The sequence below is a fragment of the Pedobacter boryungensis genome (assembly GCF_013204825.1).
Classification (GTDB): domain Bacteria; phylum Bacteroidota; class Bacteroidia; order Sphingobacteriales; family Sphingobacteriaceae; genus Pedobacter; species Pedobacter boryungensis.
In genome coordinates this window covers 219,138-233,149 of the sequence record NZ_JABMKV010000001.1, presented here as the reverse complement: position 1 = coordinate 233,149, position 14,012 = coordinate 219,138, and the positions used below count along the sequence as shown (strand labels likewise).

The 14,012-nt window shown below is 33.4% G+C and carries 14 protein-coding genes; 5 read left to right on the top strand and 9 right to left on the bottom strand.

Going from position 1 to position 14,012, the window contains the following annotated elements; translation table 11 throughout:
• Nucleotides 1-10: 10 nt before the first annotated feature.
• The 3 genes from gldC to HQN85_RS01010 form a co-directional block, all read right to left on the bottom strand.
• On the bottom strand, nt 11-346 hold the full coding sequence (gene gldC / locus HQN85_RS01015; protein WP_173268487.1) for a gliding motility protein GldC: 336 nt from the start codon (nt 344-346) through the stop codon (nt 11-13).
• Between the two features lie 61 nt (nt 347-407).
• A complete protein-coding gene (locus HQN85_RS15670) occupies nt 408-671 on the bottom strand; it encodes a hypothetical protein (protein ID WP_216847200.1) in 264 nt (87 codons plus the stop codon).
• Nucleotides 672-2,018, bottom strand: a complete 1,347-nt coding sequence (locus HQN85_RS01010; RefSeq protein ID WP_173268486.1) for a DEAD/DEAH box helicase — start codon at nt 2,016-2,018, stop codon at nt 672-674.
• A 208-nt stretch (nt 2,019-2,226) separates the two neighbouring features.
• Here HQN85_RS01010 and HQN85_RS01005 point away from each other — a divergent pair, with 208 nt between their 5' ends.
• Nucleotides 2,227-3,561, top strand: coding sequence for a dihydroorotase (locus HQN85_RS01005; RefSeq protein WP_173268485.1), 1,335 nt, complete (start codon nt 2,227-2,229; stop codon nt 3,559-3,561).
• A 3-nt stretch (nt 3,562-3,564) separates the two neighbouring features.
• Nucleotides 3,565-4,647 (top strand): DUF3810 domain-containing protein, encoded by a 1,083-nt coding sequence (locus HQN85_RS01000; RefSeq protein WP_173268484.1) that lies wholly within the window; start codon nt 3,565-3,567, stop codon nt 4,645-4,647.
• 54 nt (nt 4,648-4,701) lie between these two features.
• Here HQN85_RS01000 and miaE read toward each other — a convergent pair whose 3' ends face one another.
• Complete coding sequence (gene miaE, locus HQN85_RS00995; protein WP_173268483.1) at nt 4,702-5,283, bottom strand: tRNA-(ms[2]io[6]A)-hydroxylase; 582 nt, start codon at nt 5,281-5,283, stop codon at nt 4,702-4,704.
• Nucleotides 5,284-5,587: 304 nt separating this feature from the next.
• Here miaE and hscA point away from each other — a divergent pair, with 304 nt between their 5' ends.
• The 3 genes from hscA to HQN85_RS00980 are packed head-to-tail and all read left to right on the top strand — an operon-like array spanning nt 5,588 to nt 8,896.
• Complete coding sequence (gene hscA, locus HQN85_RS00990) at nt 5,588-7,450, top strand: Fe-S protein assembly chaperone HscA (protein ID WP_173268482.1); 1,863 nt, start codon at nt 5,588-5,590, stop codon at nt 7,448-7,450.
• A gap of 15 nt (nt 7,451-7,465) precedes the next feature.
• Nucleotides 7,466-7,921 carry a GNAT family N-acetyltransferase gene (locus tag HQN85_RS00985; RefSeq protein ID WP_173268481.1) on the top strand — a complete coding sequence of 152 codons (456 nt, stop codon included), beginning with the start codon at nt 7,466-7,468 and terminating at the stop codon, nt 7,919-7,921.
• An 18-nt stretch (nt 7,922-7,939) separates the two neighbouring features.
• The gene (locus HQN85_RS00980) at nt 7,940-8,896 is read left to right on the top strand and encodes a zinc dependent phospholipase C family protein (RefSeq protein ID WP_173268480.1); all 957 of its coding nucleotides are present in this window, start codon (nt 7,940-7,942) and stop codon (nt 8,894-8,896) included.
• On the opposite strand, the gene HQN85_RS00975 is transcribed toward HQN85_RS00980, so the two are convergent.
• The 5 genes from HQN85_RS00975 to gldF form a co-directional block, all read right to left on the bottom strand.
• Complete coding sequence (locus tag HQN85_RS00975) at nt 8,893-9,567, bottom strand: VTT domain-containing protein (RefSeq protein WP_173268479.1); 675 nt, start codon at nt 9,565-9,567, stop codon at nt 8,893-8,895. The two genes, HQN85_RS00980 and HQN85_RS00975, sit on opposite strands and share 4 nt — an antisense overlap.
• Before the next feature lie 66 nt (nt 9,568-9,633).
• Nucleotides 9,634-10,326, bottom strand: a complete 693-nt coding sequence (locus tag HQN85_RS00970) for a DUF4397 domain-containing protein (protein ID WP_173268478.1) — start codon at nt 10,324-10,326, stop codon at nt 9,634-9,636.
• A 111-nt stretch (nt 10,327-10,437) separates the two neighbouring features.
• On the bottom strand, nt 10,438-11,562 hold the full coding sequence (gene dnaN, locus HQN85_RS00965) for a DNA polymerase III subunit beta (protein ID WP_173268477.1): 1,125 nt from the start codon (nt 11,560-11,562) through the stop codon (nt 10,438-10,440).
• Nucleotides 11,563-11,595: 33 nt separating this feature from the next.
• Nucleotides 11,596-13,284, bottom strand: coding sequence for a gliding motility-associated ABC transporter substrate-binding protein GldG (gene gldG / locus HQN85_RS00960; RefSeq protein ID WP_173268476.1), 1,689 nt, complete (start codon nt 13,282-13,284; stop codon nt 11,596-11,598).
• Nucleotides 13,278-14,006, bottom strand: a complete 729-nt coding sequence (gene gldF / locus HQN85_RS00955) for a gliding motility-associated ABC transporter permease subunit GldF (RefSeq protein ID WP_173268475.1) — start codon at nt 14,004-14,006, stop codon at nt 13,278-13,280. The genes gldG and gldF overlap by 7 nt, the downstream gene beginning before the upstream one ends.
• Between the last annotated feature and the right edge of the window lie 6 nt (nt 14,007-14,012).

The following is a 14,012-nucleotide window of genomic DNA, read 5'->3' as shown; positions in this document are numbered from 1 at the left end:
ATGACAAAAATTACTTTCTTGTATCTATACCCATTTTATCTGCAAAATGCGCACAATAATCACGTAAATCTTCCACTATGTTTTCTTCGCCAGTTGCTTTCAAAAAGCTATCACCCATAGTTTGCAAAGTTTCATAAAAAAAACGTTTCATTTCATCAACAGGCATATCCTTTGTCCATAAATCAATACGCATGGAATTTTTATAATTATGATCCCAAAAAGATAACATCATAGATTTTACTGGCACCTGATCTTTGTTTTCGCCATCTGTACTTTGATATAAAATTTGATCTGGTAAATTGTTATCGTCTAATTCTACTGTTACTATTATCTCTGCTTTCTTCATGTTATTTTTTTATGGGTGCAAATATGCTGATTTTACAAAGCAATTTTAAACACCTATCGTTTTACTTTTGTAATATTAAAATAAGGATGGCAGTTAGTGCAATGAACACTAATTCAACTATCCAAATTCTTTTTAAATCCTTAAAGGTAAATCTGAAAATTAAATCACTTACAAAACTTACCACCACTAAACAACCCAACAGAAATTTGTAAAAAGCTGTCATATCAAAATGTTGACCGGCTGTTTTCGTTTGAAAAAAACTAACGACTAAAAGCGCAAAACTTAGTGCAGTTATTATGTTTAATGGCGTTAATCGTAATTTCATTTATGATTTCTTCTTATCAAAGCGTTTTTTATTCTTAAATACTTTTGTTTTGTGCGCTTTATTTCTAGCCTTTTCTCTCTCACGCTCTTCAATCTGTTTAGCATTTTTCTTTTCGTGGAAAGCACCTTTAAAATCAGGGTCTTCCTTGCGTTTTTGCAAATCTATCTCTTTCGCAATCTGTTGTTTTTCCTCATAAGGTGTTTCTTCTACAAAAACTCCTTCAGGAATGGGTTCAACTGGAATAAACTGACGCGTTAACTTTTCAATTTTACGGATGTAATATTTTTCAGCCTCTGTGCAAAAAGTAATTGCATCTCCTGTGGCAAAAGCCCTACCCGTACGACCAATTCTATGCACATAATCTTCAATAATAATAGGAACATCAAAATTGATAACATGACTTACATCCGTCACATCAATTCCTCTCGATGCGACATCTGTAGCTACCAAAACCCTAATATTTCCTTCTTTAAAACTATTGATAGAATTAATACGCGTATTTTGCCCTTTATTTGCATGAATAACTCTAACCGAATCTTCGCCAAATTTACGCACAACATAACTGAAAATATTATCAGCTACTGCTTTCGTTTTACAAAAAATGATCAATCTATTAAAAACTTCAACGTCTTTCAGCAGATGCTGTAATAGATTAATTTTTGTTTTAAAATTTGGTACTTCATACAGAACTTGCGTAACCGTACTTGCTGGCGTTGCTTGTTCGCTTGCTTCAATTATAGTTGGATGTTTCAAAAAATCTCCAGCAATCTTTTGCACTAAATCGCTCATTGTAGCCGAAAAAAGCAAGTTTTGACGCTTTCGAGGAACCACTTCTAAAATTCTGTGAATAGAACCAATAAAGCCCATATCCATCATTTTATCAGCTTCATCCAACACTAAAAATTGTAAGTATTTGGTGTTAATATCTCCAGAAAGATAAATATCTAAAAAGCGTCCAGGTGTTGCTATAATAATATCAACTCCTGCTTTTATTTGTTCTTTTTGTGCCTTAGGACCAATTCCGCCAAAAATTACCACCGAACGTAAATCTGTATAGGTGCTAAAACGCTTCACTTCTTCCGCAATTTGCATGGCCAATTCGCGAGTTGGCGCTAAAATTAAAGCTCTTGCTGCATCGCCCTGCGCATACTTTAATTTCATCAACATCGGTAAAACATAGGCTGCTGTTTTTCCCGTTCCTGTTTCTGCAATACCACAAATATCCTGACCAGACAAAACCGGTGCAATTGCTTTTTCCTGTATTGGAGTAGCAACCGTGTAACCTGCATCGGCAACTGCGTTTAATATTTGCCTATTTAAATTAAATTCTTCGAACAATTTTGCCATAGCGTACAAAGATACAGAATAAGTCTGTAGTCCGAAGTTTATCGTCCATTCAATAAGAAAAGCTTTGAAAACGATCGGAAACTTCTCTTCGCAAATCCAGTCCCGCTATCTGCTTTACTTCGTTGCACTTCGTGTTAGCTCCTATCGAGTTTAGAAAACAAAGGTTTATGTTCTAAACTTTCCGACTCTATTACCTACCTTTACAACTATGAATACGTATCTGATAAAAGGCGCAACTTTAGTTAACGAAGGACAGCAATTTATAGCTGATGTTTTAATAAAAAACGGATTAATTGAGAAAATTGGTCAACAATTATCAGCTCCAGAAGCACAAGAAATTAACGCCGATGGACTTTACCTTTTACCAGGAATGATAGACGATCAAGTTCATTTTCGTGAGCCAGGTTTAACGCACAAAGCAGATATTTTTACCGAAAGTATGGCAGCAGTTGCAGGTGGTATTACTTCTTTTATGGAAATGCCCAACACCGTTCCAAATACATTAACACAAGAATTACTAGCAGATAAATATGATATCGCTGCACAAACATCATTAGCCAATTACTCATTTTACATGGGTGCCAGCAATGATAATATAGAAGAAGTTTTAAAAACGGATGCTAAAAACGTATGTGGAATTAAAGTTTTCATGGGTTCATCAACTGGAAATATGTTGGTAGATAATGAGCAAACTTTAGAGAATATCTTCAGCAAAGCACCAATTTTAGTCGCTACACATTGTGAAGACGAAGCAACAATTCGTGAAAACTTAGCCACTTTTAAGGCAAAATATGGCGATGATTTAACCATAGAAATGCATCCTTTAATACGTAGTGCAGAAGCTTGTTATAAATCCTCTTCATTAGCAGTTGAATTAGCTAAACGTTACCAAACACGGTTGCATATTCTGCATATTTCTACTGCACAAGAAATTGCTTTATTTGATAATTCAATTCCATTAAAAGATAAAAAAATTACTGCCGAAGCCTGTGTACATCACCTTTGGTTTAATGATCAAGATTATGCTACAAAAGGAAATTTCATCAAATGGAACCCTGCTGTAAAAACTGCAGCCGATCAAGTTGGCATTTTACAAGGTGTATTAAATGACAACATTGATGTAATTGCAACTGATCATGCACCACATACTTTGGCAGAAAAACAACAACCTTATTCACAAGCACCTTCTGGTGGACCATTAGTGCAACACGCTTTACCCGCTTTGTTAGAAATGCATTTGCAAGGAAAGATCTCTTTAGAAAAAATTGCAGAAAAAACTGCTCATAACTTGGCTATTTGTTTTGATATCGAAAAACGTGGCTTTATCCGTGAGGGGTATTGGGCAGACTTAGTATTGGTAAATTTAAATGATCCCTTTAAAGTAACACCACTAAACATTTTTTATAAATGTGGTTGGTCGCCATTTGATGGAGAAACTTTTCAAGCAAGCATTACACATACTTTTGTATCAGGTAATTTAGCCTATCAAAATGGTAAGTTTATGACAAGTGAGATTGGAAAGAGATTGAGTTTTACTCGCTAGCTTATGCAAACTATAATTCCTCGTAGCCTTTTAGTAAAATCCACCATAATCTTCGGCCTTGCATTACTTATATATATTTTGGGATTATTCCCTCAATTAGTCCTAAATATTTATTCAAACGGTTTATACCCTATTTTTTCTTCTGTTTTAAGATGGATTTCTTCCATTTTTCCTTTTGCTTTAGGAGATATTTTATACGGACTACTAATTGTTTTCGCCTTGATACAGGTCTTTTTATTCTTTAAAAGAAGAAAATCACTTAGTAAAAGTCATCGATTAATTATTCCCTTAAAATTGTTTAACCTATTTTTAATTTTATACATCAGTTTTAAACTGCTTTGGGGTTTAAATTACGCTAGGCCAAGCATTACTCAAAAATTAACTATTAGCGACGAAAAATACAACGTTAAAGAATTAGTGATTTTAGGCAATTATTTTATCGATAAATTAAACACATTACAACCTCAACTATCTCCTAAACTCAGTTACGATATTAATGAACTTCGTAAAAAAGCAGTTATTGAGTATCAGCATATGGAAATACAAAATTCATTTTTTCATTACAATGCACCATCAATAAAACCTGTGTTAAACGATTGGATGGTTAGTAAAATAGGAATTGAAGGTTATTACAATCCATTAAGTGGTGAAGCAAACATAAATATGAAATTACCTGCTTGGGTTTTACCTTTTGTTGCTTGCCACGAAATTTCACATCAAATGGGTGTTGCCCGAGAAGATGAAGCCAATTTAGTAGCTTATTTAGTTGGTGTAAATAGTAATGATGTTAACTTCCAATATTCGGTTAATTATAATATGTTGCGCTATATTTTATTCGAGATCAGAATGAAATCTCCCGAAGATTACCTTAAAATGCGAGATAAAATTTCACCTGAAGTATTAGCTAATTTCAAAGCAGAAAATGAATTTTGGGCTAAATACAACGGACAAATGTCTAGTTATATGGGTGTAGCTTTTGATAAATTTTTAAAACTTAACAATCAAAAAAGAGGAATTAAAAGCTATCAAAATATTGTAATTTGGTTATGGAATATACATAAAAAAGAGTTATCAGCTAGCAATTAACAGTTGTAGGTTTCAGATGCTATTATTCAACTCAAACTGTAAACTGAGAACTGATTAACCATGTATCGCTTCCTTATTACCAAAACTCATAATTAACTCGCCCTCAAAAACCAACCATTCTTTCCAACGTTTATCTATATCAACATCAATGGTATATTTACGGGCAAAGTTTAAAAAAGTAGTATAATGTCCAGCTTCTGAAACCATTAAATCATGGTAAAATTTAGCTAATTCTTTATCCTGAATATTTTGAGACAACACTCGGAAACGCTCACAACTTCTCGCTTCTATCATTGCAGCAAATAATAATCGTTCTATAAAACTATTGTTTCTTGAGCCATCTTTTTTGCAAAATTTCATCAACTGGCCAACATAATCATCTTTTCTCCCACGACCTAAAGTATATCCTCTTTTTTTAATGATATCTACCACTTGCTGAAAATGTTGCATTTCTTCTAAAGCAATAACCGTTAATTCTGACACCAAATCTATATGTTCACAATTATCAGCAATTAAATTGATGGCATTTGTAGCTGCTTTTTGTTCACACCAAGCATGGTCTGTTAAAATTTCTTCTAAGTTAGATTCCGCAATATTCGCCCACCGTGGATCAGTCAATAATTTAAGTCCTAGCATATTCAAAATTAGTAAAATAGTCGGGAAGTCCGAAAGACCGAAAGTTGGGAAGTTGTGCTTATAGTTGCACCAAGAACCACCTCCTATTTTAAAACAAACCTGATAGTAGCGAAAATACTTTTTGTCACGCTGAGCGAAGTCGAAGCGCAAAAAAGATTGTAGCGAATAGCAGGATTGCAATTACCGAAAAGCACTAACAATCGTTTCATAAAATCCATCAGCTACTTAAAAAATCATCTACAAGGAAGAACTAACTTTACAACTTTTAAACAAATTTCAATCTCAAACTGTGTAACTTTGTGGCATGGCAAAAATATCCATCAATCTGGCGACAGGTTCATTACAACAAGAAGAAATTATAGTTGGAATTGATTTAGGCACTACCAATAGTTTGGTTGCTTTTATCAATCCAGATAAAAACCCACAAGTAATTAACGATACTGGAAAAGGGCTTTTAGTACCTTCTATTGTTCATTTTAATGAACATGGCGATGCCGAAGTAGGTAATGAAGCAAAAGCGTTTTTAACTTCGGACCCTGCAAACACGATTTTTTCTGTGAAACGATTATTAGGTCGTTCGTACAAAGATGTGGCCAGCCATCAGGATATTTTTAGCTACAAAATTATAGATGACGATACCGATGCTTTAGTGAAAATTAAAGCTGGAAATAAATTTTATACTCCCATAGAGCTTTCAGCAGAGATTTTAAAAGAGCTAAAAGCAAGAGCCGAACACGCTTTAAAAACTCCTGTTAATAGAGCGGTAATTACGGTTCCAGCTTATTTTAATGATAGTCAAAGACAAGCTACCCGTGATGCTGGCAAATTAGCTGGTTTAGATGTTTTGCGTATTGTAAACGAACCAACTGCAGCAAGTTTAGCCTATGGTTTGGGTTTAAATCCTACCCAACAAAAAACTATTGCTGTGTACGATTTAGGCGGCGGAACTTTTGATGTATCTATTCTCCAAATCCAAAATGGAATATTTGAAGTTTTAGCTACTAATGGCAATACTTTTTTAGGTGGTGATGATTTTGACAGAGCTATTTTAAATTATTGGATAGAAAAAAATAAATTAGATTTCGCCCAAGTTGCCCAAGATAATATTTTGATGCAAACCTTGCGTTTGCAAGCAGAAGCTGCGAAAAAAGCATTATCAACACAAAATTTATACAACGAAAAAGTTGGAGATATTTGGTGTACACTTGATAAACAAACTTTCGAAAAACTAATTGAAGCCAAAGTTGACGAAACTTTAACCTGTTGTAAACAAGCATTAGTGGATGCAAATTTAACTATCAGTGAAATTGATGAAGTGGTTTTAGTAGGTGGTTCAACTCGCACACCTTATGTAAAACAAGCAGTAAGCAATTTCTTTAACCGTCAACCACACGACCAAATTAATCCTGATGAGGTTGTGGCTTTAGGTGCTGCCATTCAAGCAGATATTTTAGCAGGAAATCGTTCAGATATATTATTATTAGATGTTACCCCACTTTCATTAGGAATTGAGACTATGGGTGGATTGATGGACGTAATCATTGCTCGTAACAGTAAAGTTCCTACAAAAGCTGGTCGTCAATACACTACTTCTATTGATGGACAAGTAAATATGAAAATTTCTGTTTACCAAGGTGAGCGAGATTTAGTAAAAGAAAACCGCAAATTGGCAGAGTTCGATCTAAAAGGGATTCCAGCTATGCCTGCAGGCTTACCAAAGGTCGATATTAACTTTTTATTGAATGCTGATGGGATATTGACCGTGCAAGCTATTGAATTGCGTTCTGGTGTTAAACAAGAAATTGATATTATTCCGAGTTACGGCTTAAGCGATGATACAGTAGAAAAAATGCTAATTGATAGCATTGAAAACGCCAAAAGTGATGTAGAACAACGTATGCTTATTGAAGCTAAAAGCGAAGGGGAACAATTGGTATATACTGCAGAGCGATTTATCAAAAAAAACGGGAATATTTTAAACGAGCAAGAACTTACATTAACTATTGTGATTATTGCTGAGCTTAAAGATGCATTAGATAGCGGCGATAAAGATCGAATTTTAAAGAAAGCTGATGAACTAAATGAATTTACTCGCCCATTTGCAGAGCGATTAATGGATATGGCAGTTGGCCAAGCAATGAAGGGCAAAAGAGTTGATGAACAGTAATTAACTTATTTTCCCATGATTGATTGCATAAGAACTAACTCTGAAAATAAAGATTTCCAAAAATTGGTAGCTGAACTTGATGCTGATTTAAAAATTAGAGATGGTGAAGATCATTCATTTTATGCTCAATTTAATAAAATTGATGCTATAAAATATGCAATTGTAGCATTTGAAAAAGAAATTGCGGTAGGTTGTGGAGCAATTAAAATGTATACATCCGATACAATGGAAGTAAAACGAATGTTTGTCACTCCTACTAAGCGTGGACTTGGAATAGCTTCAACAATTTTGAATGAATTAGAAATTTGGGCAAAAGAACTCCAAATTAAAAAATGCGTGCTCGAAACAGGTAATAAACAACCAGAAGCGATTGCGCTATATCTAAAAAGTGGATATCAAATTATACCGAACTACGGTCAATATGAAGGTGTAGAAAATAGTGTGTGTTTTGAAAAAGTAATATCAAAATAATTTTACTATCTTCATTTTATGAAAAGATTAACGATTTTACTATTGTTAATCATCCCTTTTCTATTTTGCACTTCCTGGGGCTTTTTTGCCCACCGACGAATTAATCAATTGGCGATATTTACGTTGCGAACAGAAATGATTGGTTTTTATAAATCTGGATATAAATATATTACCGAACATGCTATAGATCCAGATAAACGGAGATATATTGATACTCTTGAAGCTCCTCGACATTACTTAGATGTAGAGAACTATGAGGAAGATATAGATAGCATTCCTGAGAAATTTACTGATGCTTTAACTAAATATGGGCAAAAGAAGCTAAATGAAAATGGGATTGTCCCTTGGCAAATTCAAAGAACTTATTACAGCTTAATTAAAGCCTTTAAAGCGCATGATTCATTAAAAATATTAAAGTATTCTGCCGAATTAGGTCATTATATTGGCGATGCTCATGTACCGTTGCACACCACCAACAATCATAATGGCCAATTAACTAACCAACATGGCATACACGCTTTTTGGGAGAGTAGAATACCAGAATTATTCTCTGGCGGATATAATTTTGTGGTAGGTAAGGCCTATTATATTGATGATCCTTTAAAAGCAGCATGGGGAATTGTTAAGCACTCGCACAGTTTATTAGATAGCGTTTTACTTCTTGAAGCAGAGCTGAATAAATCCTTTCCATCAGATCAGAAATATAGTTTTTCTGAGCGAAGCAATGCGGTTACTAAGCAATATTCCATTGCGTATTCAAAAGCTTATCAGGATAAAATGAATGGCATGGTAGAAAAACAAATGCGTTCTGCAATTTTAATGATCGGTTCCTTTTGGTTTTCAGCTTGGGTAGATGCAGGTCAACCAGAACTAAAAAATCTTATTAAAATAGAAATAAGTCCAGAAGAGAGAAAGGCTATCGAATTAGAAGAAAAGAAATATAAAGAAGGTAAAATTATTGGCAGAGAAAATTAATCCTCTTTTGGAGTAATAACTTCTACTTCTTTAGACTTAAACCTACTCATTACTGCTGCATAAATTGCTGGCACAAAAGTTACCACTGCAATTAGTACAATCACGATATCAAAGTTATCTTTAAACCATTGAATTTGACCAAGTAAATATCCTGCAAATAAAAGACTAAAAATCCATGAGATACCACCAATAATGTTAAACGTAGTATATCTTCCAAAAGGCATTTTAGCAATACCAGCAACAAATGGAGCTATTGTTCTAAAAATTGGCAAAAAACGACTAAAAATAATTGCTTTTCCACCGTGTTTCTCGAAAAACTCATGTGATTGATGGTAATATTTCAGCTTGAGAATTTTATTCTTTTCCTTAAAAACTCCTGCACCCAAAACACTCCCCAATTTATAATTTAAGGTATTTCCTAAAATTGCAGCAGCGGTGAGAATGACAAACATTAACCAAATATTTAAATCAGTTTTATCTCCTGCAATTAATGCACCTGTTGCAAAAAGCAATGAATCACCAGGCAAAAACGGAGTAACTACAAATCCGGTTTCTGCAAAAATAATTAAGAATAAAATAAGGTAAGTTAAGGTGTGGTATTCATTTACGATATCAGCAAGGTGCTTATCAATATGAAGAATAAAATCTATGAGTTGTTGTAGTAATTCCAATTTTTATGTTTTTTTCAAAAATAAGCATATGCTTTTGATTACTATGCTATATTTCCAAATTTGATGTTAATTGTAGGTAATTTTATTTATAGTAAGATTAGAATTTGAGGTTCCACTAAACCAAATGGTATATATTTTTCCAGCTTCAAACTCTGCTCCAGAAAGCACTTTAAATCCACCAACACCTAAAATAGATATCCTCAAATCAATAGTAGGATCTATGGAGAAGTAATCTGATGCTTCTTTAAAAGGTAATGAATTGATTAATAAAACATTTCCTGTTAAGTTAACGTTTACAGCATTGCTAAAATATGGACTCAAGTTTATGAAACGAACATTAGCTTTCCCAATTGCTGTAGTTCCTAAATTATCTTCAAAAGTTAAAACTTCGCCTTTATTGGATTTATCTTCAACATAAAACGAAGTATAAGAAAAGGTAGGAACGAAAATAACTTTTGCAGAGGCATTTTCATCTGTATTTGCAAAAGAGGCATTTTTAGTGCCTGAAGAAACTTTAAAATAATTACTACCCTCTCCATATGCTAAAGATTGAGTGTTGACTTTAACGTTATCCAAGTAAAAGTCAACTGCTGAGGTGGTGTGAGAAGCATTCACTAATTTAACTTTCGCTTCCCCTGTCACAACTTTATTAGAAATTGCGATGTCCTTTTTACATGAAAATAGACAACAAAGTGTAGCAAAAAAAGTTAAACCTAAATACAAATAAACTCTATGAACAGCGAGTAACGTTATTTTCATAAGCTTTTAGTTAAAAAGGCATTAAACAACAATGGCTTGGTCAAAAACCAAGCCATTGTTATGAAATTGTAAGTTTAAGTTTATTTTAAAGACTAAAAAACTACTTACTGCTTAATAACTATTATTAAGCATTACAGGCATTACCAACATTAAAACATCTTCGTTTTCGTCGTTAGTTTGTGGGATTAACAAACCTGCTCTATTTGGTGTAGATAGTTCCAACGTAACTTCTTCCCCATTTAGATTACTTAACATCTCGATTAAAAAACGAGCGTTAAAACCAATTTCTAAATCCTCTCCTTCATATTGACAGCTTAAACGTTCATGAGCTTCATTTGCAAAATCTAAATCTTCTGAAGAGATATTTAATTCACTTCCGTTGATTTTTAATCGCACTTGATGTGTAGTTTTATTGGCAAAAATTACAACTCTACGTAATGTATTTAAGAATAGTGCTCTATCAATTACTAATTTATTTGGATTATTAGCTGGAATTACGGCCTCATAATCTGGATAACGCTCATCAATTAAACGACAAACTAGATTGATGTTTTCAAATTTAAAGAAAGCACTTGTTGCGTTGTAATCTACAGAAACATTTACATCAGTACTTGGTAAAGCTGCTTTTAATAAAGTTAATGCTTTTTTAGGCAAGATAAATGATGAAGCTTTATCTGCTTTACTGTCCGTTCTGCGGTAACGCACTAATTTATGTGCATCTGTAGCCACAAATGTAATGTGTTGAGGAGAAAGCTGGCAATACACACCTGTCATTGCTGGGCGTAATTCATCATTACTTACTGCAAAAATGGTTTTGGTAATTGCTTCAATCAAAACCGAAGCAGGTAAGTTTACCGATGAAGCGTTTTCTACTACTGGAATTTTAGGAAAATCATCTCCATTTTCACCACTTAATTTATATTTTCCATCACCTGCACTGATCTCAATAGAGAATGAATTATCATCAATATTGAAAGAAATTGGCTGATCTGGTAATGTTTTTAATGTATCTAATAATATCCTTGATGGAACGGCAACTTTACCTTCTTCTTTTGACTCTACAGCCAACGATGTGGTCATGCTCGTTTGTAAATCTGTAGCAGAAATAGTTAGATTTCCATCCTTAATTTCGAATAAGAAATTTTCTAATATTGGCAAAACAGTACTGCTGCTAGATGCACCGTTAACTGTTTGTAAATGTTTTAATAGTGTTGATGTTGATACTATAAATCTCATAGTTGATTTTGTCTGTTCTCAAAAATATAAAAATTACTTTGCATACTTATGTTTACGGTAATAATGTTGAAAAATTGCGAAACATATTAACAATAGCAATGGAGCAACCGCATTAATTAATTGCCATTTTGTTTTTTCAGTACGTAAACGGGATTTGTCTAACAATCTTACTTTAATTTCTTTATTACGCAGAGCGATTAAATTATCGTCATCAGTAAAGTAATCAGCAATATTTAATAGCAAGGCTTTATTTCCGTAATTCTGCTGCGAATAACGATCAAATCCTAATGGGAAAGGTGTGTTTTCTGATTTACTTACCTGATTACTAAAAATATCCCCATCTCCTATCACAATCATTTTTGTAGGTATACTATTTACAGGCACATCATATTTTTCCGTAATTCCTTCTGGCACTGGCCGATTTAAAAACACAGATTTAAAACTACCTTCTAATAAAACCCCAGCTACTTTTGGTGTGCTAGTATATTCTTCCTGCGTTGGTTGTTGTGCTAATAATTGTAAAGAAAGCATTTTAGGTGCTTCGTAAATTTTATTATTAGGAGATGTTTGTAGAATAATCTTCTTATTCACATTTGGAACACCAATGGTATCAACGGTACTTGCAAATTCAGTCCGAATACCATCAATATTTTTAACCACATTACTAGTTGTATCGGGCATTAAAATTGGAAAATACAACCATGGAGCCGTATCTATTTGAGTTTGTTGTCCCGCGGCACCTGTTGCATAAGGAATTAGCGCACAATTAATATCCGTAATTAAATCATAATTAATTCTAGCGCCGTATTCGAAAAGCATATCATCTAAATTCAATTGCTTATTCACCGCCATTATTTGTGGCCGTTTTTGCAAACTATCCAACTCCGCACCCACTTGATCAATTGCCCAAACAACTCGCCCGCCTTTCATCACAAAATAGTTAATTTTATATTTCTCAACTTCTGTTAATGCTTGTTGTGGTTTAGCTACAATTAATACTCTCAAATTATCCAAACCTTCTCTAGTAATCAGCTTTAAATCTACTCTACCTACATAATATTGTTGAGATAAGGATGTAATTGCATCGTATAAATATAGATTTGAAGGTTCACCATGTCCTTCTGTAAAACCAATTCGTGGATTGCTTTTAGTGATTAATCTTTTAATAGCTGATGTAAAAGTGTATTCAAGATTTTGAATAGAACTCATAATATTTTCTTCGTAATCTGTGGCTGCCCCACCAGTTTTTTGTAGCAAATTAACAGGCATTTGTTCCCCATCGCTTTCAATAAGCGCCATTGGGAAAATTATTTTCTGCGTAATACCTGCATCACTTTTAATGTTTACTGCTAAAGGTTTAATACCTATTTGCAGGTATCTATTTATGATGGTGTCTTGCTCATTTGCGGGCACATTTGCTAACGGATCTTCAAAAATTATTTTCACATTAGCATTCGAATAAGCTTTATAATCGTTTAATAAATCTTTCGTTGCATTGCGTAATCTTTTAAAAGCCGCAGGGATTTCTCCATCTAAAAAAACTGTAATAGTAATATCTTTAGTCGTTTTCAGTAAGTTTTCCTTCGTTTTTTGTGTTAAGGTATATCGTTTTTCTTTGGTGAAATCAAAACGTGTATAAAAGGATTGAGCGAATACATTTAAAAGTACTAAGACCACCACAAAAAGGGAAACCTTGATATATTTGTTTTGGGTTTTTACCATTTTCTACCTCCAATCACAAGCTTAGTTAAACCTAAAAACAGAAGTACAAAACTGACGAAATAGATTAAATCCCGCGTATCTAAAACCCCTCTACTAATCGATTGGTAATGTTCATTAATTCCTAAATTGATGAGTACTGTTTCTAAATAATTTAGTTCGAATAACTTACTCAGCGAATCAAATCCACTGAAAGCGAAAAAACATAAAAAAACAGCAATAGCAAATGCAATAACCTGATTTTTCGTAATGGATGAAGTGAAAATACCTATCGCCGTAAAAGCATTACCCAACAAAAACAAACCTAAATAAGAACCTATTACTGCACCAGAATCAACATTCCCTTTGGGTAAACCTAATTGGTAAATGCTATAATAATAAACTAGTGTTGGCAGTAAGGCAAAGAGTAATAAAACAATACAGGCTAAATATTTTGCCAGTATAATTTGTAAATCACTTAATGGTCTAGTTGCTAAAAGTACATATGTTCCTTCTTTACGTTCTTCGGCAAAAGAACGCATTGTAATGGCAGGAATTAAAAACATAAATAAAAACGGAACTAAACTAAAAAAGCCATTTAATTCAGCGTAACCATAATCTAAAAGTGAAGTATCTGGAAAATACCATAGCAATAAGGCGCATGCCAACAAAAAAATACCAATGGTAATATAGGCCATTAGTGAATTTAAAAAACTAAATAATTCTCGTTTAAAAACTGCGTACATGCAAAG